The organism is Streptomyces sp. NPDC111744, assembly GCF_055634995.1.
Window position 1 is genome coordinate 1 of sequence record NZ_JBVKCG010000033.1, and the last position, 19,186, is coordinate 19,186.

Here is a 19,186-nt window from a genome sequence, read left to right on the forward strand (position 1 = left end):
CGGGTCATGGCCGACTGCCGCACCGAGGCCTAGTACTGCAACCGCATCTGGCGTGACGGGCGGCCCTTGGTCTCGTTGGTATGACTGTGTGCTGATGCGCTGTCGGTTGAGCATGTCGAGTCGTGGTCCGAGGGGATGGCCGGGCTCCATGCCCGGTTCGCACGCCATTTCGGCAGGTCGGAGCCCCGCGAGCGGGCGCTGGACTACCTGAACGGGCTCCTCGCGCCGCTGGAAGAGAAAAACGGGTGGACGCTGTCCGAGCAGGTCGGACAGCTTCGCCCGGACGGTGTCCAGCGCCTGCTCAATCACTCCGCTTGGGACGAGAACGCGGTACGCGACGACCTGCGCGACTTCGTGGTGGAAACCATCGGCACCAAGGACGCGGTCCTGATCGGCGACGACACCGGTTTCCTGAAGAAGGGCACCAAGTCCGCCGGAGTTCAGCGACAGTACACCGGTACCGCAGGCCGCACGGAGAACTGTCAGATCGGGATATTCCTGGCCTATGCGTCAGTCAAGGGGCGGGCGTTGATCGACCGCGAGCTCTACATCCCCGCCTCATGGACGGATGACCGAGACCGCTGCCGCGCGGCCGGGATCGACGACGAGATCCCCTTCGCGACCAGGAACGAGCACTTCAAGTGGATACTGCAACGTGCCATCGACGCGGGCATCCCGTTCGCGTGGGTCACCGCCGACGAGGCATACGGGCAGGTCAAACACTTGCGGGTATGGCTGGAGGAACGCGGCGTCGCGCACGTGCTGGCCACCAAGGTCAACGACACCGTGGTCACGGCGGCCGGCGGCGACGCCCGGGTGGACCAGCTCGTCGCCGCCCTGCCCCGGTAGGCGTGGAAGCGGATCTCCGGCGGTCATGGCGCCCACGGGGAGCGGATCTACGACTGGGCCCGCGTCGCGATCCGCCCGTACTGGGAGAACGGCTTCGGGCACTGGGTACTCGCCCGACGCAACGTCAGCGACCTGAGCGAGATCGCCTACTACGTCTGCTTCGGCCCGGTCGGCTCCCGACTGAAGGACCTGGTCAAGGTGGCTGCCGCGAGGTGGGCGGTGGAACAGTGCTTCCAGACCGCCAAGGGCGAGTGCGGCCTAGAAGTCGCCGTAGATTTCTGCGGCACGGGACGTGGCACCCATTGCGGCGGCTGCGGCCGGGTTGGAGCTGTAGACCAGCTGGGCGAGCATGGCCTCGCAGTCATCGCCGGACGTGATGCATCGACCGTCGGTCTTGATTTGCTCAATCGGGGTGGTGACGAATGAGACAACTGTGTTTTTCGTCTCGCGCCAGGCAGTCTTGGCAACGTCACCGAGCCAGCCTCCAAGACCACCGCCTCCACCACCACCCCCTCCTCCACTACCGCTGTCATCCGCACTCTTATCGCCGGCGTCTTCGGGGGAGATGGGGTTCTGCACGCTCGGGTACGAGCCGCCTGAAACGTTGTCACCGCCGGGGTTTATCGAAACAAACAGACCCCGACCATGCTCACCGACCTCCAGGGCGAGAGCCTCCCGGCCTGGCTTGACGCCGTCCGGCAGGACGAACTGCCCAGCCTCCACGCCCTCGCCGCCGGCATCGATCGCGACATCGACGCCGTCACCGCCGGATTAACCCTGCCCTGGAGCTCGGGTGCGGTCGAAGGCATGTCAACCGGATCAAGATGCTCAAGCGCCAGATGTTCGGGCGGGCAGGCTTCCAATTTCTCCGCTAGCGCGTCCTACTGGCATGACGGAGGGTCGCCGCGTCCTAGACGGTGAGCCAGAGTCTTCGACGCGAACAAAACCAATGGGTCAGGTGTCGGCGCATTCGTCGATGACGGCGCAGGCGAGGCGAATGCCTCCCAGGTAGGTGGAGATGCCGTCATCGCCGTGCATGTGGGGCGCACCCTGGAACCACTGCTGCCACAGGCCGCCCTCCTTAAGGAAATGGCTGGCCCGGTCGCTGTGCAAGACGGAGTCGGTGTACGCCAGGGCGCCCATGGCTGTCGGCTGGTCGTAAGCAAGGTCAGGCCGACGCAGGTACCGATCCAGGTAAGCGGCGAGCAAGTCGGCGTCCCCTGCGGTGCCGAAACTCGCCAGCGCCACACAGTAGGCCCCACCCGCGCAGCAGACCTCGCTCTCCAGCAGCAGCGCTCCCAGACGCTCGCGGAAGTGGTCACGGCCCGAGACGGCGGCGAGCCATGCCGCGGTCCGACGCTCGCGCCAGCTGCCTTCGAAGAGGATGGTGAGCTCGGCGTCGGTAACAGCCCTCGCATCAGCGGCCAAGGCATGAACGAAAGGCTCGTACTCCTCGCGCGACATGCGAAGTACCGCTCCGCCGAGCTTCAGGTAGCGGCGCGCGGGGAGGCAATAGCGGCGGTACAGGGCCTGTATCTCGGGGTCGTAGCGGATCACCACTCCATCCTCTCGCGACGAGCACGTAGCTGAGGGCGTGGGGCGGAATACGCCTGCGGTGGCCCCGAGATGGGTGGGACGCCATCGGGGACACCCAGGTCGGGTGAGCAGGGTTTCGACAGCACGCAGCGTTACTGCTCCACAGAAGTTGGCTCGGTCGCTGATTTGGGGGTGTTACTGAGTTTCCAGACGTGATGTCGTACGCAGAACGGCCTACAGACAGCGAACTGTTGCCGCCGGAACAGGCAGGAATCCGGTGGTCACACTTGAGCGGGACGGAAGACCGAACCCCCCGGCCGCGGTCCTGCAGCGGATGGCCTACTCTCCCCTCAAAGACTACGGGGGGCACGATGCGGTTGAATCATGGGAGAAGACGGCTGACGGCAGCCGTGTTGACAGCCGTGCTCGGTGCGGCCCTGATGAGCTGCGGGCCCCGGCACCCGGTTGCCGCGGCCGGCGGCGGGCGACGAAGCCAGGCCAAGACCGATTACCCCCTGTTGGCTGACGTGCCCGAGCAGTTGGAATCGGACGGCACGAGCATTCTGGTGGGCGACCCCCAGGCGCGGGTGACCGTGCACCTCTACGAAGACCCGCGATGCCCGTACTGCAGGGAGTTCGAGACCACGGGCGGCGGCCCTGTCCTCACCAAGTGGGTCCTGCGGCACAAGGTCAAGGTCGAGTACACGATGGCGTCGTTCCTGGACCCGCGGCTGGGAGGAAACGGGTCGAAGAAGGCGGTTACTGACTTCAGCTCGTCAGGGTGAACTGTCCTGGATTGCCTGACGGGCTCGTTGTGGTGGCTGTATCCGATGGTGTGTGAGATATGCGGATGGCGGCGGGCTGACCGCCGCGGGACGGCTGCGCCGGGAGACCGTGCGGATGCAGGCAGCCGAGCTGTTCGAGCGCTCAGTCAAGCCGCTGGAGGTGGCTCGACGGCTTCGGCTGAGTTCGAAGTCGGCTTACCGGTGGCACCAGTTGTGGCGCGACGGCGGGGTCGAGGCGCTGGCGTCACGCGGTCCGAGCGGGTCGCGGTGCCGTCTGTCGCCGCGCTGCCTGGAGAAGCTCGCCGCGTATCTGGAGCAGGGTCCGGCCGCGCACGGCTGGGTGGAGGACCAGGTGTGGACGGCCTCGCGGGTGGCCACGCTGATCGGGCGGAAGTTCCACGTCTCGTACAGCGTCTCGGGTGCCACGAGGCTGATGCACCGGCTCGGTTTCAGCCCGCAAGTCCCCGCGCGTCGGGTGGCCGAGCGGGACGAGCAGGCCGTCACCGCGTGGAAGGAGGTGACCTGGGAGGAGGTAAAAGAGCTCGGGCGGCCTGCGGGGACTACATCTGCTTCGAGGACGAAGCAGGCTTCACCCGCCGACCGCCCAAAGGACGAACCTGGGGCCGGCGAGGCCGCACACCGGTCGTGACCGTCAGCGGGCGCCGCTCGGGACGACTGTCCGTGGCCGGGATGATCGCCATGCGGCCGGGCTCGCGCACTCGGCTGTGCCACCGCCTGCGCGCGCACCCCGCGGGCAAGGGTCAACGCCGCAGTATGGGCGAGCGCGACTTCATCGCACTGGTCGACGGCGTGCACCAGCTCGTCAAGGCACCGATCGTGCTGGTCTGGGACCGCCTGAACACCCATGTCTCGCACGCCATGCGAGAGTTGATCGCTGACCGTGCCTGGCTGACGGTCTTTCTCCTTCCCGCCTACTCGCCCGACCTCAACCCCGTCGAATGGGTCTGGGCACACGTCAAGCGGAGCCTTGCCAACCTTGCCGTGGTCGCCCTCGACCGACTCGAAGCCCTCGTCCGCAACCGACTCAAGCGTCTGCAGTACCGGCCGGACACCCTCGACGGCTTCATAGCCGGCACCGGCCTGACCCTCGACACCCCAGCCTCACCCTGACGAGCCGAGGTCAGGTAAGTCTGTAACGCCGGCAGCCGAACACCTCGCCATGGAGCTGCAGAGCTGAACACGGCTCAGTGACTCTGACTGCTGGTCCGGCTGCGCGCGCCGGCCGCCACCCGGGTGGCGGCCGGCCAAGGTCTACCTCCCTCGTAGCCACCCCCTGCCCCGGGAGTGTTCCTGCCAGTACGTTAGTGCCTGCTGGGTGGTCGCGAGGTCGGGGTGGTCTGGGCGGAGTACGCGCAGTTGCTCGTTCAGCAGGTCGGAGAGGAGGGCAACTGCGCCGCGAGGGTCGCCGGAGTGGCCGCGCCAGTGGGCGAGCGCGGCGCGGGTGCGGAAGATTTCGGACCGGTCGGTGTCGGTGGCTACCGCGTACGGGTTGGACCAGGTGTCCCGAGAACCCTGGGCGATCTCGCGCGACTCCAGGCGGAGCTGATCGTTGAGCAGGTTGGTCAGGACGGTCACGGCCCCTCGCGTGTCGCCCGATTCGCCCAGCCAGTGGCCGAAGCGGAAGCGGGTGTCGAAGGTGCGAGGGTGCTCCGGCCCGTACGTGCGGAACTGCTCGTTAACGAGCTGGCGATACACGACCACTGCCCCGGCCGTGTCCCCCGCCTTTCCCTGCCACTCGGCGGCGGTGCGGCGCAGATTGAAGTCGGGCGGGCCCGTGCGTCCGTCGACGGCCGCGGTGTAGCGATCATCGGCGAGCATGTCGTGATAGATGCTTGCGACGCCCGGCAGGTCGCCTGCCTCTTCGAGCCAGTGGGCCAGGCGGTAGCGCAGCTCGGTGACCTCCTCGACGAGGCGGACCCGTTGGGAGGGGGCCAGTTCGTACTCCGGGTCCAGCAGAGCCAGCTGATCGTCGATCATCCGCCGGTACTCGGTGATCGCGGCGGCGAGGTCGCCGGACTCCGCCCGCAGCCGCGCAATCCGGCCGCGCAGCTTCGTCACGGACTCGTGCCGGGCTCCCAGCCGGTCGGCCGTCGTTGGCAGCAGCGCTACGAAGTAGTCCAGCGCGGCCTGTGGCCGGCCGTCGTCCGCCAGCGCGTCTCCCACCCGGAGCACGAGGTCGTGCAGCCCCGCACCGGTACTCCAGCCGTGCCGGAACTCGGGCTCGCCGGAGCCCAGCAGCAGGACTGGGGCATTGCGCATCAGCGCCTCGACATTCGAACGCAGCACATCCGGCGAGAAGTCGAGGACGCGCGAACGCAGGTGTGGCGCCTGCTCACGCGGAGGTACCAGGAAGAACGACGTCGAGTTCGCCTCGTCCGCCGACTTCCGGGACGCGACGAGGAGTAGGTTGGCGGCCCGGTCGACCAGCTTCGCGGCCCGGTTCGCGGGCACGCCCTCGCGGACGGCTCGCTGCACCACCGGGTGGACCCGCACGGACCGGTCCTGGTCCGCCGGGTCGTAGTCGAGCAGGCTCCACCGGTGCAGCAGCGCGAGCGTCTCGGCGGCACTCCCGTCCGGCTCCGCGCCCTCGGCCGGGCGTGCGGTCTGCTCCTGGTCGAGATACCTGAACGCAGAGGTCAGCACCGCAGCCGGGATGCCGTCGAAAGCCAGTGGCGCCGCCAGCTCCAGCAGCACCCGCGCCGTCCCGACCGGCGCCAGGGCGTCGGCGCGCTCCAGCGCGAGGTCCCAGACGTTCGGCAGCGGCAGGCTCTGCTCGTCCGGCAGTCCGCCAGGGTCCGGTACGAGGTTGGTCAGCTGCCGCCCATCGTCGGCGAGTAGGCGGAGGTAGTCGGCGCAGCTCAGGCCGGTGCTGCCCAGGTAGGCGGCCGCCTGCGCGAGCGCGACCGGCAGGTGTCCGAACTCGCGGGCGAGCGCCTCCAGCTGCTCAGGAGGTTCGACTCGGCCGGACGCAGCGAGCACCGCCGTGAGGTAGCCGAAGGCCTCGGCGGAGCTGAACGACGGCACGGTGACCACCTGTCGGCCGAGCCCCTCGCGGGCCAAGTCCCGGCGCCAGGTGGTGACCAGGGTCCGCCCCACGGGCTGGTCCGGAGGCCAGAGCCCACGCAGATCGTCGGGGTCGACCAGACCATCCAGGACGATCAGCCGGCGGACCGCCTCCCCGCCCCCGCCCGGCCGGAGCCAGGCCAGGAACTCCCGCGCGCCCTGCTCCGGATCGGCTGGCTCACTACCAGTGATCTCGGCGATGGCCCGGGCGTAGGCGGTCAGAATCTCCACGCGGCTGCTGGCGGTCACCCAGACCAGCAAGTCGAGCTGCCCGGCCTGCCAGGCCGTGCGGGCCTCGTTCGCGGCCAGCTGGGTCTTGCCGACCCCCGCTGTGCCGACCAGTATCCGGTAGCGCGCAGGGGTGTCGGGGATGTCGATAACGGCCCGGTGCTGGAAGCAGCACGCGGTGTTCGGAACCGCCCCGACCTGGTGCGGCCAGGCCGCCGGGGCACGTCGGCCGGCGTAGTAGGCCACCTGGTCGGCGTGGCCGACGGCGAAGCTGTGGTTGCTCGCCCGCACCCCCGTGAACAGCGGCGGCGGCGAGGTCTGTAATGGGCTAGGCGTAGCCGGTCCGTTCAGCCCCTGGACGGATCCGGCCCCTGAGGGTGGCCGATCTGCACACCTCCGTGGATCACACCGCCGGCGACCGAGCCTTCCTGGGCGCTGATGTGCACGCTTCCGCCGACTGCCATCCCGCCGTCCCCGGCCGACACCTGGGCCTGCGCCGCGCGCTCATCCAGCAGCTCGCGCAGAGCCTCGCCCGCGCGCTCGCGCTCGTCGTCCGGCAGATCCTCCAAGAACGCCTCGAACCGGGCCTGCCAGGAGGCCTCCTGCCGGATCCGGAGCCGCTCCAGCTGGCCGCCCTCAGCCGCCGCGAGCTCGGCGGCGGTGCGTTCCAGCCGCTCCAGCTCAGCTCTCTCGCGCTGGGCGTTTCCCCGCCCGAACCAGGCGGCCACCCGGCTTCGGAACCTTTCCCAGGCCTCGGTCCCGGCCGCGGTCATCACCGCCGTCCCACCGGACATGGCCAGCGCGGTCAGCGCCTCGGACAGCATGCGCAATCCCCCCTTGTCGGCAACCGTGACCCCGACCGTACCGCGAGCCGGGCACCGTGCCCAGGCGGATATCCACGTAGTTGCTCAGGCGGGCGAGGACAAGTGACCAACCGTCAAGCCAGACTGACCAAATCGCCACCCTGAAGCGCCGATGTCAGTAATGGCGCCCTGTGACACAAAGTAGAGCAGTACCAGCATGAGGATGCCGATGGGCGATCGCCCATGGGGCTATCTCCTTCAGCGGCGGCTTGGCCGGGACGACGGGGATGGAGACGGACGACTGGGCTACAGGCTGTGCCAGGAAGCACCTGTATGAGGGTTGGGTTGGTGCGTGGATGCGCCGGTCACGGCGATGCGGGCGGTGTCGGAGGCGTGCTGTCGGGGTGGGACGCCGATGCGGCAGTCGTCCCCCACCGCAACCGCGGCGGCGGCCCGGCCTGGGTCAGGCCTGAAGGCCTACCATCGCGATGACTTGGCCGGCCCCCGCGAGGGCCGGGCTGATCGGTGATGCCGTCGGTTCAGGACTCGTCGGCGAGGAAGTGCTTGGCGAGGGGGGTGCCGGCGAACTTCTTGTGCATCTCGCGGGAGAAGAGCAGCATCGCGTTGCGCGGCCGGTGGTTCACGACGAGCTGTTCGCACTCGCCGGCGGCATTGCGGGCGACGGTGACAACGACGTGGAGGGTCTCGCCCTTGACCCGGGTGGTGTACTCCTCGATGAAGCCGTTGTCGTCGTAGTCGCCGGTGTAGGTGAAGTCCTGGAACTCGTACAGCCCGCGGGCGGCGGTCACGACCGAGTGGACGGCCTCAGGGCCCTGGATGGGACCGTTGTCGATGAACGAGCCGTTCCCGGTGACATTGTCGGCCAGCTTGTCCAGCCACCAGGGGTAGTAGATGAGGGGCCTTGACCTGGCCTTGACCCCTGATGTTGGACATCCCCAGCCGCAGACGTGGCAGAACAGCAGGTCCGGGCTGGTCGGGGCGTCGGGCCGCAGCCAGTTGCTCACATCCACCGCGCGTCGGACGATTCTGATCTGAAGCTTTCGGCGGACGCCCGCAGCGTTGACGGCTTCGGCCAAGTCTTCTGTCAGCTGAAGTGGATGCTGCTGAGGTCGATCGAGACCATGACCTCGTCGAGGATGGGCCGGCCGTCGGTGTCGCGGCGGTAGGCCCGGCGTCTGGTGGGCAGCACGATGCCGTCCGCTTCCACGTTGTCGTACACGTACTGCGCGGCGGCGAACCCACCGGCGACGTCGACGTGGTAGTCGTGCCGGCGCAGGAGGTGGTCGGGGCCGAAGTAGAAGTCCTGATGGGTGCTGTGACTGGCGATCTCGGACGGGAAGGTGGCGCGCAGTCCTCGCCAGGCTTCGCCTTCCTCCCGCCACGCTTCGATCTCGGTGACCGTGAAGCCGGGCATAGACAGCAGGAATGGCGTGGTGAGGTAGGTCCACAGTGCATAGCCGTTGAAGTAGGCACGGTCCAGCGGGTCCCAGGGGGTCTCCAGGACGTGGCCTGTGAAGGACGTCCGCGGGTCCTTTCGTTCGGCCACCACTCGCCCGTCGAGCTTGTCGATGGCCACTCGCCCGGGCGAGAAGTCGGTCTTCTGGTCAGGGGCACCGAAAGGCTTGACCGAGGCGTGCTCCTCGTGGAGTCGGACGGTCATCTCGCGCGGCTCGGAATCCTGCGGCAGGCCCTTGACTTCGAACAGGTGGCCACCGCTGACGATGGTGGCTTGCGCCTGGGTCAGTTCCTGCCAGCGTGTGATCCCACCGTGGGCTTCGATCGCCCGGGTCAGCAGCTCGTTCATGTCAGGTCTCCTTCAGTGCATCGTGGTGGGTTGTTGTTACAAAGGCGCGCCAGTGATCTGTCGTTGGGATCAGCGTCAGGCGACGCCTTCGAGCCGGGCGGCGGCCTCGGCGACCGCCGGGGCCGCCCGCGGGCTCAAGGGTGAGGGAGGGACGTGGTTCCGAGACAAAGTTCCTCGACGAGTCCGGAGGCGAGGGCGTCTGCGGCGGCGAGTCTCACGCCAGCGGTGATCAGTTGAGGAGTGGACATGGAGGCCCCCGACGAAGATGCCGGGAAGGCGAGGACGCTGTCATGGTTCGGGTAGTCGCCTGGCGAGCGTCAACCCGCGCCGTGTTCAGCCTTGCCGAACATAACATATGTTCGGCAAGGCTGAACATGTGCTAGTTTGATGTTGTGGCAAGCCGCACTTCGACCGAACTCGTGCACCCGGACCAACAACATATGAAGTTCACCGCCGTGATGGCGGCGCTGAGTGACCCCATACGTCTGGCTGTAGTCGCCCGTCTCGCCGAGATGGAACCCGATGGTGAGCTGGCGTGTACAGCCTTCGCTCTTCCAATCAGCAAGTCCACGCAGAGTGGTCACTTCAAAGTCCTGAGGCAAGCAGGGGTTATCCGACAGCGCGACGAAGGAACTCGACGACTGAATCGGCTGCGTCGCGATGAGCTCGATGCCCTGTTTCCAGGTCTCCTGGACCTGGCTATCCGACAAGGACACGAAATCGTTGCCGAATGAGCCGCCCCGACCGACACCGGCGACCGGGGCGGGTGCGGCAGCGCCGGGGGGCGAGCCTCGTCACCACCGCCTGACCCGAAATGGAAGAACTCGGCGGCCTGTACGTGCCGAATATTGCATCCACGCTGGTCACAGCCCTGATTCGACGTCATCGGACCGCGCCTGACGGGGCAGCCTCCCGCGCGGAGAAGAGGCTCTTGGAGCATGCGTGGGGGAGTCGTGTCGGCGTGGCACCCGTGCGTCGCCTCGTTGGGGCCGCGCCGAAGGCGACCGCCCCGTGAGCACCCCGCGTCATGCCGGCCGCCTGCTGCTCACCGATCCCCCAGGATCGCGGTCGATGTCGCCACCCGCTCGATCTGCGCAGCGGTGCTGCGGCCGGGGGTACCAAGGCGGTGGACGCCTCCCTCGCACGGCATGCCCGGCGAATCCGGCTCTGCAGCCTCGTGCCGGACTACCTCCTACGGCGAGTCCCGCCGTACCGCCCGATGCTCAGCGACAGCCGCGCGTCCAGACCTCGCGGTGTGACCGGATCTTTCGTGGATCCGCCATGTCTTGGTGGATCCGCCGACCTCGCCGCCGTGCTGTTCCGCGCCGTCCGAGTCCGTCTCAGACTGACGGAGCCGGCAACGCCGCCGGATCGATGAAAGGTCAGCACGATGCCGATGTTCAACGACGGGATGTCCGAGACCGAGCTGCCGGCCGACTCGGCCGTCACAACCGACGTCGTGGTCGTCGGTTCCGGCCCCGCAGGCGCCTCCGCAGCGCTGCTGCTGGCGACGCTGGGCGTCGACACCATCATGATCACGAAGTACCGGTGGACGGCGAACACCCCCCGCGCGCACATCACCAACCAGCGCGCGATGGAGGTTTTCCGCGATATGGGCATCGAAGCGCAGGTGCTGGCCGACGCCACGGACCACTCACTCGTCGGCGACACGGTGTTCTGCACCAGCATCACCGGTGAGGAGATCGGCCGTATCCACACCTGGGGGACCCGGCCGGACCGTGAGGCGGACTACCGGCTGGCGTCCCCCTGCCTCACCGTGGACATCCCGCAGACGTATCTCGAGCCGATCCTGGTCCGCAACGCGGCGCAGCGCGGCGCGCAGACGAGGTTCTCCAGCGAGTACCTGTCCCACACCCAGGACGCCGACGGAGTCACCGTGCGGGTGCTGGACCGGCTCACCGGGCACGAGTACAGCATCCGCGCGAAGTACCTGATCGGCGCGGACGGTGCCCGCTCCAAGGTCGCGGCGGACATCGGTCTGCCCTTCGAGGGCGCGATGGACATCGCGGGCTCGATGAACATCACGTTCAAGGCCGACATCAGCCGCTACGTGGCCCACCGGCCGTCCGTCCTGTACTGGGTCCTCCAGCCCGGCTCGAACGTCGGCGGCATCGGCGCCGGGCTCGTGCGCATGGTGCGGCCGTGGAACGAGTGGCTGATCGTGTGGGGCTACGACATCGCCGGGGCACCCCCGGTCGTCGACGAGGCCGCTGCCGTGCAGATCGTCCGCAACCTCCTCGGCGCACCCGACCTGGAGGTGGAGATCACCGGCACCAGTCTGTGGGGCAACAACGAGATGTACGCGACCCGGCTCCAGCAGGGCCGCGTGTTCTGTGCGGGCGACGCCGTGCACCGGCACCCGCCGAGCAACGGCCTGGGCTCCAACACCTCCGTCCAGGACGCGTACAACCTCGCCTGGAAGATCGCGGCCGTGCTCAAGGGGCATGCGGGAGCGGGCCTGTTGGAGACGTACACGGCAGAGCGGGCTCCCGTCGCCGAGCGCATCGTCAAGCGCGCCAACAAGTCCAGCCGCGAGTTCATCGACATCTTCGAGGCACTGGGCGTTCTCGGGGCACCGGACGAGGCCTCGATGACGGCCGCCATCGAGGAACGCAAGGCCAACACCCCCGCAGGGGCCGCCAAGCGGGCCGCGCTGGTGCGCGCGATGGATCTGAAGAACTACGAGTTCAACGCGCACGGTGTGGAGCTCGGCCAGCACTACACCTCGACGGCCGTCGTCTGCGACGGCAACGAACTTCCCGCGCCCGCACGTGATGCCGATCTGTACTACGAGATGTCGACCGCCCCCGGCGCGCATCTACCGCACGCCTGGGTCGGGGACAGCGCACACCGTCACGCGCTGATGGACCTGGCGCCCTACGACCGTTGGACGCTGCTGACCGGCATTGCGGGCGAGGCGTGGGAGCGGGCGGCCCGGACGGTCGGCGAGGAACTGGGTGTCCCGCTCACGACCGTCGTCATCGGCCCGGGCCGGGAGGTGACCGACCTCTACTACGACTGGGCCAAGCTGCGCGAGATCGACGAGAGCGGCGTGCTGCTGGTGCGGCCCGACAAGCACATCGCATGGCGGGCCATGGAGCTGCCCGAGAACCCTGAGGACCAGCTGCGTGCTGCTCTGCTCTCCGTCCTGGGAAGGGACTAGTCCATGCAGTTCATCCACGACACTCTGTCGCAGCGGGTGCGGTTCGCCTCCGGCGCGGCCGAGGAAGGCCTGGCCGCGGAGGTCGCCGCGCTCGGCGCCCGGCGGGTGATGGTCATCGCGGGAGCGACCGAGCGGGAGTTCGCCGATCGCGTCACCGCCGGCCTGCCCGTGGTCCACCGGCACGACGACGTCGTCATGCACGTTCCCGTCGAGGTCGCCGTGCGGGCTCGTACGGCGGCCGTGGAACGGGACGTCGACGCCCTGGTCAGTGTCGGCGGCGGGTCCACCACGGGTCTGGCCAAGGCAGTCGCGCTGACCACCGGGCTGCCGATCGTCGCCGTCCCGACCACGTACGCCGGCTCGGAGGCCACCGCCGTATGGGGGCTGACCGAGGACTCCGTGAAGACCACCGGTACGGACGCGTGTGTCCTGCCGCGTGCCATCGTCTACGACGCCATGCTCACGCTCTCCCTTCCGGTCGAGCTGAGTGTCGCCTCAGGGCTCAACGCACTGGCCCACTGTGTGGACTCCATGTGGGCACCGCGGACGGATCCGATCAACCAGGCCCTCGCCGCCGAGGGCGTGCGGGCGCTGCGGACGGGACTGCCGCTGGTCGTGAAGGACCCGCAAGCGCTGGACGGCCGGGAACAGACCTTGTACGGCGCCTACTTGGCCGCCGCGGCGTTCGCGTCCGCGGGGTCGGGACTGCACCACAAGGTGTGCCATGTGCTGGGCGGGATGTTCAACCTTCCGCACGCCCACACCCACGCGGTGGTCCTCCCTCATGTCCTCGCCTTCAACGTGCCCTTCGCCCCGGACGCGGAGCGACGCCTGGCTGCCGCATTCGGTTCCCCGAACGCCGTCGAGGGACTCGTCGGCCTCCGCGACGGGCTCGGTGCGCCGCGCTCACTGCGCGACCTCGGGATGCCCCGGGACGGTGTGGCGGCCGTGGCTGAGGCTGTCGTGGCCGCCGCACCCGCGGGCAATCCGCGGCCCGTCACCCTCGACGGGATCACCGATCTCGTCCGGAACGCCTGGGAGGCCCGATGAACAGCACCCTCACCCCCCGTGAGCCCGTCCCGGCCGAGCAGCAGGAGCGTGAGGAGCAGATCACCCGGCAGGTGCTGGCGTCCTTCGACGGCTGCGCGGACCCTCGGCTGCGCGAGATCATGCAGTCGCTGGTCCACCACCTGCACACCTTCGTGCGAGAGGTCCGGCTCACCGAGGACGAGTGGAGCCAGGGGATCGAATTCCTCACCCGCACCGGCCACATCACCGACGAGCGCCGCCAGGAGTTCATCCTGCTGTCGGACGTGCTCGGAGCCTCCATGCAGACGGTCGCCGTGAACAACGAGGCGTACGGCGACGCCACCGAGGCCACCGTCTTCGGCCCGTTCTTCGTCGACAACAGCCCCGAGATCGCCCAGGGCGGCGATCTCGCCTTCGGGGCCGCCGGGGAACCCTGCTGGGTGGAGGGCACCGTCACCGATGACGCGGGAGAACCCGTGGCCGGGGCGCGGATCGAAGTGTGGGAGGCCGACGAGGACGGCTTCTACGACACGCAGTACGGGGACGACCGAATGGCGGCACGGGCGCACCTGTTCAGCGACTCCGAGGGCCACTACCGGTTCTGGGGGCTCACGCCGACGCCGTACCCCATTCCGCACGACGGTCCGGTGGGAGAGTTGCTGGCGGCGACCGACCGTTCACCGATGCGGGCGTCCCACCTGCACTTCATGGTGAGCGCTCCCGCACGGCGCACGCTGGTCACGCACATCTTCGTCCGCGGTGACGAACTGCTGGACCGGGACTCCGTGTTCGGGGTGAAGGAATCGCTCGTGAAGGACTTCGTGGCTCAGCCGGCGGGTACGCCCACGCCGGACGGGCGGGATCTCGGGGAACGTCCCTGGTCCCGGGTTCGCTTCGACATCGTGCTGGCACCCGACGGCACCTGATCCCGCACCCAGCTACGACCGTGCGCGTGCCCCGCGCAGGACGTCGGTGGCGCGCAGGCCGTAGCGTTCCTTGAACCGGTGGGAGAAGTGGGCGGCCGACGCGAACCCGCACCGCGCGGCCACCTCGGCCACGGTCGCCTCTCCCCCGGTGCTCAGCAGTGTGCGGGCTCGCTCAAGGCGGCGGTTCAGCAGATACCGCGGCACGCTCGTGTCGCCCGCGGCGAACACCCGGGACAGATGGCGCTCGCTGATCCCGATGCCGCGGGCGATGCGGGCCGCCGAGAGCCCCGTGTCGGCCAGGTGGTCGTCAATGTAGGTCTTGGCGACGCTCAGGTGGACCGTGGACAGGGAGGGGCCGCGGTCGCCCGCTGCGGATACGAGCAGGTCCAGCACGGCCTCCTCGTCCACGTTCGCGGCGACGGAGGATTCCGGTGGCAGTGCCCGGGCGACGACGGTGGCGAGAGTCCGAAGGTGAACAGGGCCGGCGTCGATGACCAGCGGCTGTGGCAGCGAGGGCGGTCCGCCCAGATCACGCCACACCGTGTGGGGGATCTTGACCGCGAGTTCCTCCAGGCCGTGCGAGAAGCCCCGGACGAAGGGCTGGTCGGCATCGCAGACCAGCAGCTGTCCCGGACGCAGTAGCCGTACGCCGTCGTCGTAGTAGAAGAAGGCGTCACCGGCCAGGGACAGATAGCAGGCAACGGCGTCCGATGGCACGCGGCGGATCTCGGCGTCGGGTCGTTCGACGACGTGGGGGCTGCCGAGGACCCGGGCGAGGTGTGCTCTGGGCAGCTGGAGGTTGATCTCCGTCGCGTCGAGGGCGGTGTCGTGCAGGGAACGGCAGCGCAGCCCGATCAAGGCCTCGGCGTTGTGCTTTTCCCACAGGGCGATGCGTTCCGCCTCGGGAAGACCGGTCGTAGTGAAGCGCACCGGAGCACCTGTTGTGCCGCTCGTCATTCCTCCAGCGTAGAGGGCGGGGACTGCCGGTGTTGAGGCCCGCCCACACATTCTTCGATCACCGAGGCGACCTGTTCGGTGGCGGGGGTGGTGCGCCGGGCATGGCTCGCGAGGACCAGATCGACGGATTCCGTCTGGGTGAGGGGTACGTAGGCGACGCTGGCGAGGCGGAGGCTCTGTACCGGTGAGGGCACGAGGGCCACGCCGTGCCCGGCGGCCACGAAGACGACCAGTGTGGCCGTCTCTCCGACCTCCATCAGTGACGTGGGCTGGAATCCGGCGCGCCGGCATGCGGTCAGGACCCGGCCGTACATGGAGGATCGTGAGGAGTGGACGACGAAGGGCTCGTCGGCCAGCGCCTTGAGCGAGATGCGTGGCCGGGCCGCGAGGGGATGGTGCGAGGGGAGTACGGCGACCAGGGATTCCGAGCGCAGGGGTGTGGTGCGGATGTCCTCGTGGTCGGCGGGGCCGCGCAGCACTGCCAGGTCGTAGGTGCCGGCGAGCAGTCCGTCGACCAAGTCGGGGGTGAGGAGCTCGCCGCGCAGGTCCATGGTGATTCTGGGCAGTCGGGCTCGTACGGTGCGTGCGACCTGGGGCAGAAGGTCGTAGGTGGCGGTGCCGATGAAGCCGGTCGAGACCCGTCCGGCGTGGCCGTCGGCCAGCTCTGTCATGTGGCGGCGGGCGCGCTCCTCCTCCGCGACCAGGGTGTGGGCGTGTTCCAGGAGGTGATGTCCGGCCTCGGTCAGGGCGACGTGTCGGGTTGAGCGGGTGAACAGTGTGGTCCTGAGCTCCTTTTCCAGCTGTTTGATCTGCTGGGAGAGGGCCGGTTGAGCCACGTGAAGGCGCGCGGCCGCCCGTCCGAAGTGGCATTCCTCGGCCAGCACCAGGAAGTACCGGATCTGCCGCAGCTCCATACCCTGATTCTATAATATCAACTTATCAATCAATACGGATTGAGTCTTGGACCCGTTGAAGTCCGCGCCTCTACCGTGACGGTATGGACGACAGTTATCTCTACTCGGCGGTGCGAACCCCCTTCGGCCGCTTCCGGGGCGCCCTCTCCGAGGTCCGGCCCGACGACCTCGCGGCACAGGTCATCGGCGGGGTCCTCGCCAAGACCCCCGCACTGGATCCCGCACGCATCGACGATGTCGTCTGGGGCAACGCCAACGGCGCCGGCGAGGACAACCGCAACGTCGGCAGGATGGCCGTCCTGCTGGCGGGACTGCCCACCTCGGTGCCCGCGACCACCGTCAACCGCCTGTGCGGATCGTCTCTCGACGCCGCCCTCATCGCCTCACGCGACATCGAGAGCGGCGACGCGGACATCGTCCTCACCGGCGGAGTCGAGTCGATGACCCGCGCCCCGTGGGTTCTGCCCAAGCCCGGTCGCGGCTTCCCCGCGGGAGACGTCACCGCCGTGTCCACCACTCTCGGCTGGCGCCTGGTCAACGAGCGCATGCCCAAGGAGTGGACGGTCTCTCTGGGCGAGGCGAACGAACAGCTCGCCGACCGCTTCGCCATTTCCCGCGAGCGCCAGGACGCTTTCGCCCTCCGCTCCCACCGTCTCGCCGACGACGCCTGGAACGCGGGCTTCTACGACGACCTGGTCGTCCCCGTCTCGGACGGCGAGCGCACCGTTCTGGAACGCGACGAGGGTATCCGCCCCGGGTCCACCATGGACAAGCTCGCCGCACTCAAGCCCGCCTACCGGGCCGACGGCCTCATCACGGCCGGAAACGCTTCGCCGCTGAACGACGGCGCCTCCGCGGTGCTGCTCGGTTCGGCCGCGGCCGCCGACCGCATCGGTGTGGATCCCCTCGCCCGCGTCGCGGGCCGCGGCGTGGCCGCGGTGGATCCGCAGATGTTCGGATACGCACCCGTGGAGGCCGTGAACAGGGCGCTCAAGCGCGCGGGCATCTCCTGGGCCGACATCGACGCCGTCGAACTCAACGAGGCGTTCGCCGTACAGGCGCTGGCGTGCGTGGACGCGTGGGATGTCGATCCGCGGATCGTCAACGCCAAGGGCGGGGCCATCGCGCTCGGCCATCCCCTCGGTGCGTCCGGCGGCCGCCTGCTGGGCACCCTCTGCCGCCGTCTGCAGGAGTCCGGCAAGCGGTGGGGTGTCACGGCGATCTGCATAGGTGTCGGCCAGGCCCTCGCCGTGGTCCTGGAGAACGTCGCCGGGGGCAGCAGGTGACCACACGACTGTGTGCTCGTGCGGACGAGGCGGTCGCCGGTGTCCAGGACGGCGCCACGGTGCTCGTCGGAGGCTTCGGCATGGCGGGCATGCCGGTGGCGTTGATCGACGCACTGATCCGACAGGGGGCCACCGACCTCACTGTCGTCTCCAACAACGCCGGCAACGGCGACACCGGCCTTGCCGCGCTGCTGGCCGAGGGACGGGTCCGCAAGGTCATCTGTTCCTTCCCCCGCCAGGCGGACTCCTGGGTGTTCGACGACCTCTACCGGGCCGGTCGGATCGAACTCGAAGTAGTCCCCCAGGGCACTCTGGCAGAACGGCTGAGGGCGGCGGGAGCGGGTATCGGTGCCTTCTTCTGCCCCACCGGTGTCGGCACGCTGCTCGCGGAAGGCAAGGAGGTGCGTGAGATCAACGGCCGCCTCCATGTGCTGGAGTACCCCATCGGCGGAGACGTCGCGCTGATCGGCGCTCACCGCGCGGACCGTATGGGCAATCTCGTCTACCGCAAGACCGCGCGGAACTTCGGTCCCGTCATGGCCACCGCGGCCACCACCGTGGTCGCGCAGGTCCGGCAGATCGTCGAGACCGGTGAGATCGATCCCGAGACCGTCGTGACGCCCGGCATCTTCGTCGACCGTGTGGTGCAGGTGGCTGATCACTCATGACACAGACATCCCCTTCGACCGGCCGGGGCCCTCTAGGCAAGCACGACATCGCCGCCCTGATCGCCCGTGACATCCCGCAAGGAGCGTTCGTCAACCTCGGCATCGGCCAGCCGACCCTCGTGGCCGACCACCTCTCCCCCGGTTCCGGCGTGGTTCTGCACACCGAGAACGGCATGCTCAACATGGGTCCCGCCGCCTCGGCGGACCAGATCGATCCGGACCTGACCAACGCTGGCAAGGTTCCCGTCACCGAGCTGCCGGGCGCCGCCTACTTCCACCACGCGGACTCCTTCGCGATGATGCGCGGCGGTCACCTGGACATCTGCGTCCTCGGCGCCTTCCAGGTCTCCGCACGCGGCGACCTGGCCAACTGGCACACCGGCGCACCCGACGCCATTCCCGCGGTCGGCGGAGCCATGGACCTGGCCATCGGGGCGAAGAAGGTCTTCGTGATGATGACCCTCTTCACCCGGGACGGAGCGCCCAAGCTGGTCCCCGAGTGCGACTATCCGCTCACAGGACTGGCCTGCGTGGATCGCCTCTACACGGATCTGGCCGTCTTCGACCTCACCCCGAGCGGGATCCAGGTCCGGCAGACCTTCGGCATCGACCTACCCGAACTCGCCGACCGCCTGGGCCTGCCGTTGGGGAGCGGCGCCCCTGAATAGCTCGTTCCAGTACCCAACGGGGTCGGTATTCGTCCACCGTGCGTCTCCGAGCAGTGCGGCAACGATGTAGCCGTGGTCGGCGCTGTCATGGCATTTGCGGTGACGATGTCGCCGTCGCCGATCGCCGCGTCGGTCATGGAGTCACCGCGGACCGGAGACCGACGGCGGCCGCTTCCCGTGGGTCAGGTCCGGCGCCCTCAGCTGCGACGCCGCTCCCCCCGCAATGGTTAGTCAGGACGTTGCGGTCCAGGCGGTGATGGCCTTGGACGGTCGGCGGCCTGCCCGCATGAGGCTGGCGGGAGAGCCCGTCACTGTCGGCTCGTCTGGGGCGGCCCGCCCCCTTCACCTTGCTCGTGGTCGCCAGGTGGTGCTGATGGCCACCACGAGCGCACCGGCACGACGGCGACTCGGACGGGCGACAACACCGATGTCCTGACCGAGGCG

General features: G+C 68.7%; 17 protein-coding genes and 1 pseudogene. 9 read left to right on the forward strand and 9 right to left on the reverse strand.

Annotated elements, in window-relative coordinates:
• Positions 1–135: 135 nt before the first annotated feature.
• Positions 136–1,113: pseudogene (locus tag ACZ7OO_RS39985) on the forward strand (IS701 family transposase); the annotation flags it as partial.
• Here the strand turns inward: ACZ7OO_RS39985 and ACZ7OO_RS39990 are convergent.
• Together ACZ7OO_RS39990 and ACZ7OO_RS39995 are read right to left on the reverse strand one after the other, a co-directional pair.
• Positions 1,108–1,572 carry a hypothetical protein gene (locus ACZ7OO_RS39990; RefSeq protein WP_471512375.1) on the reverse strand — a complete coding sequence of 155 codons (465 nt, stop codon included), beginning with the start codon at positions 1,570–1,572 and terminating at the stop codon, positions 1,108–1,110. The pseudogene ACZ7OO_RS39985 and the gene ACZ7OO_RS39990 overlap by 6 nt on opposite strands.
• Before the next feature lie 231 nt (positions 1,573–1,803).
• The gene (locus ACZ7OO_RS39995) at positions 1,804–2,406 is read right to left on the reverse strand and encodes a DUF6000 family protein (RefSeq protein WP_471512327.1); all 603 of its coding nucleotides are present in this window, start codon (positions 2,404–2,406) and stop codon (positions 1,804–1,806) included.
• 506 nt (positions 2,407–2,912) lie between these two features.
• Here ACZ7OO_RS39995 and ACZ7OO_RS40000 point away from each other — a divergent pair.
• Positions 2,913–3,170 carry a thioredoxin domain-containing protein gene (locus ACZ7OO_RS40000; RefSeq protein ID WP_471512373.1) on the forward strand — a complete coding sequence of 86 codons (258 nt, stop codon included), beginning with the start codon at positions 2,913–2,915 and terminating at the stop codon, positions 3,168–3,170.
• Positions 3,171–3,222: 52 nt separating this feature from the next.
• A protein-coding gene (locus ACZ7OO_RS40005) for an IS630 family transposase (RefSeq protein ID WP_471512328.1) occupies positions 3,223–4,301 on the forward strand; the annotation gives its coding sequence in 2 pieces (ribosomal slippage) (positions 3,223–3,709 and positions 3,709–4,301; 1,080 coding nt in all).
• A gap of 141 nt (positions 4,302–4,442) precedes the next feature.
• On the opposite strand, the gene ACZ7OO_RS40010 is transcribed toward ACZ7OO_RS40005, so the two are convergent.
• The 5 genes from ACZ7OO_RS40010 to ACZ7OO_RS40030 all read right to left on the reverse strand — a co-directional run bounded on the left by ACZ7OO_RS40010 (position 4,443) and on the right by ACZ7OO_RS40030 (position 9,820).
• Entirely contained in the window at positions 4,443–6,773 is a 2,331-nt protein-coding gene (locus ACZ7OO_RS40010; protein WP_471512329.1) for a tetratricopeptide repeat protein, read from the reverse strand.
• 56 nt (positions 6,774–6,829) lie between these two features.
• Positions 6,830–7,306 (reverse strand): hypothetical protein, encoded by a 477-nt coding sequence (locus ACZ7OO_RS40015; RefSeq protein ID WP_471512330.1) that lies wholly within the window; start codon positions 7,304–7,306, stop codon positions 6,830–6,832.
• A gap of 518 nt (positions 7,307–7,824) precedes the next feature.
• Complete coding sequence (locus ACZ7OO_RS40020) at positions 7,825–8,316, reverse strand: hypothetical protein (protein WP_471512376.1); 492 nt, start codon at positions 8,314–8,316, stop codon at positions 7,825–7,827.
• 74 nt (positions 8,317–8,390) lie between these two features.
• Positions 8,391–9,110, reverse strand: coding sequence for a hypothetical protein (locus ACZ7OO_RS40025; RefSeq protein ID WP_471512331.1), 720 nt, complete (start codon positions 9,108–9,110; stop codon positions 8,391–8,393).
• Between the two features lie 317 nt (positions 9,111–9,427).
• Positions 9,428–9,820 (reverse strand): hypothetical protein, encoded by a 393-nt coding sequence (locus tag ACZ7OO_RS40030; RefSeq protein ID WP_471512332.1) that lies wholly within the window; start codon positions 9,818–9,820, stop codon positions 9,428–9,430.
• Between the two features lie 680 nt (positions 9,821–10,500).
• On the opposite strand from ACZ7OO_RS40030, the gene ACZ7OO_RS40035 reads away from it, so the two are divergent.
• From ACZ7OO_RS40035 to ACZ7OO_RS40045, 3 genes are read left to right on the forward strand one after another with little or no spacing between them, the layout of a single operon-like run.
• Complete coding sequence (locus ACZ7OO_RS40035; protein WP_471512333.1) at positions 10,501–12,294, forward strand: FAD-dependent oxidoreductase; 1,794 nt, start codon at positions 10,501–10,503, stop codon at positions 12,292–12,294.
• A gap of 3 nt (positions 12,295–12,297) precedes the next feature.
• Complete coding sequence (locus tag ACZ7OO_RS40040; protein ID WP_471512334.1) at positions 12,298–13,344, forward strand: maleylacetate reductase; 1,047 nt, start codon at positions 12,298–12,300, stop codon at positions 13,342–13,344.
• Positions 13,341–14,249 (forward strand): intradiol ring-cleavage dioxygenase, encoded by a 909-nt coding sequence (locus tag ACZ7OO_RS40045; protein ID WP_471512335.1) that lies wholly within the window; start codon positions 13,341–13,343, stop codon positions 14,247–14,249. The genes ACZ7OO_RS40040 and ACZ7OO_RS40045 overlap by 4 nt, the downstream gene beginning before the upstream one ends.
• Positions 14,250–14,261: 12 nt before the next feature.
• Here ACZ7OO_RS40045 and ACZ7OO_RS40050 read toward each other — a convergent pair whose 3' ends face one another.
• Both ACZ7OO_RS40050 and ACZ7OO_RS40055 read right to left on the reverse strand, forming a co-directional pair.
• Positions 14,262–15,206, reverse strand: a complete 945-nt coding sequence (locus ACZ7OO_RS40050; RefSeq protein ID WP_471512336.1) for an AraC family transcriptional regulator — start codon at positions 15,204–15,206, stop codon at positions 14,262–14,264.
• Positions 15,203–16,120: a LysR substrate-binding domain-containing protein gene (locus ACZ7OO_RS40055; RefSeq protein ID WP_471512337.1), complete on the reverse strand. Its 918-nt coding sequence runs from the start codon at positions 16,118–16,120 to the stop codon at positions 15,203–15,205. The genes ACZ7OO_RS40050 and ACZ7OO_RS40055 overlap by 4 nt, the downstream gene beginning before the upstream one ends.
• Positions 16,121–16,203: 83 nt before the next feature.
• On the opposite strand from ACZ7OO_RS40055, the gene ACZ7OO_RS40060 reads away from it, so the two are divergent.
• Genes ACZ7OO_RS40060 through ACZ7OO_RS40070 form a run of 3 tightly spaced genes read left to right on the forward strand, consistent with a single transcriptional unit; the run spans position 16,204 to position 18,742 of the window.
• Positions 16,204–17,406: a thiolase family protein gene (locus tag ACZ7OO_RS40060; protein WP_471512338.1), complete on the forward strand. Its 1,203-nt coding sequence runs from the start codon at positions 16,204–16,206 to the stop codon at positions 17,404–17,406.
• Positions 17,403–18,074 (forward strand): 3-oxoacid CoA-transferase subunit A, encoded by a 672-nt coding sequence (locus ACZ7OO_RS40065; RefSeq protein ID WP_471512339.1) that lies wholly within the window; start codon positions 17,403–17,405, stop codon positions 18,072–18,074. The genes ACZ7OO_RS40060 and ACZ7OO_RS40065 overlap by 4 nt, the downstream gene beginning before the upstream one ends.
• On the forward strand, positions 18,071–18,742 hold the full coding sequence (locus ACZ7OO_RS40070; protein WP_471512340.1) for a 3-oxoacid CoA-transferase subunit B: 672 nt from the start codon (positions 18,071–18,073) through the stop codon (positions 18,740–18,742). Before ACZ7OO_RS40065 ends, ACZ7OO_RS40070 begins: the two co-directional genes overlap by 4 nt.
• Positions 18,743–19,186 lie beyond the last annotated feature (444 nt).

Coding starts and splice junctions, on each gene's coding strand:
- ACZ7OO_RS40015 (WP_471512330.1), bottom strand. CDS start 7,306: ATGCTGTCCGAGGCGCTGACCGCGCTGGCCATGTCCGGTGGGACGGCG.
- ACZ7OO_RS40025 (WP_471512331.1), bottom strand. CDS start 9,110: ATGAACGAGCTGCTGACCCGGGCGATCGAAGCCCACGGTGGGATCACA.
- ACZ7OO_RS40035 (WP_471512333.1), top strand. CDS start 10,501: ATGCCGATGTTCAACGACGGGATGTCCGAGACCGAGCTGCCGGCCGAC.
- ACZ7OO_RS40040 (WP_471512334.1), top strand. CDS start 12,298: ATGCAGTTCATCCACGACACTCTGTCGCAGCGGGTGCGGTTCGCCTCC.
- ACZ7OO_RS40045 (WP_471512335.1), top strand. CDS start 13,341: ATGAACAGCACCCTCACCCCCCGTGAGCCCGTCCCGGCCGAGCAGCAG.
- ACZ7OO_RS40050 (WP_471512336.1), bottom strand. CDS start 15,206: ATGACGAGCGGCACAACAGGTGCTCCGGTGCGCTTCACTACGACCGGT.
- ACZ7OO_RS40055 (WP_471512337.1), bottom strand. CDS start 16,120: ATGGAGCTGCGGCAGATCCGGTACTTCCTGGTGCTGGCCGAGGAATGC.
- ACZ7OO_RS40060 (WP_471512338.1), top strand. CDS start 16,204: ATGGACGACAGTTATCTCTACTCGGCGGTGCGAACCCCCTTCGGCCGC.
- ACZ7OO_RS40070 (WP_471512340.1), top strand. CDS start 18,071: ATGACACAGACATCCCCTTCGACCGGCCGGGGCCCTCTAGGCAAGCAC.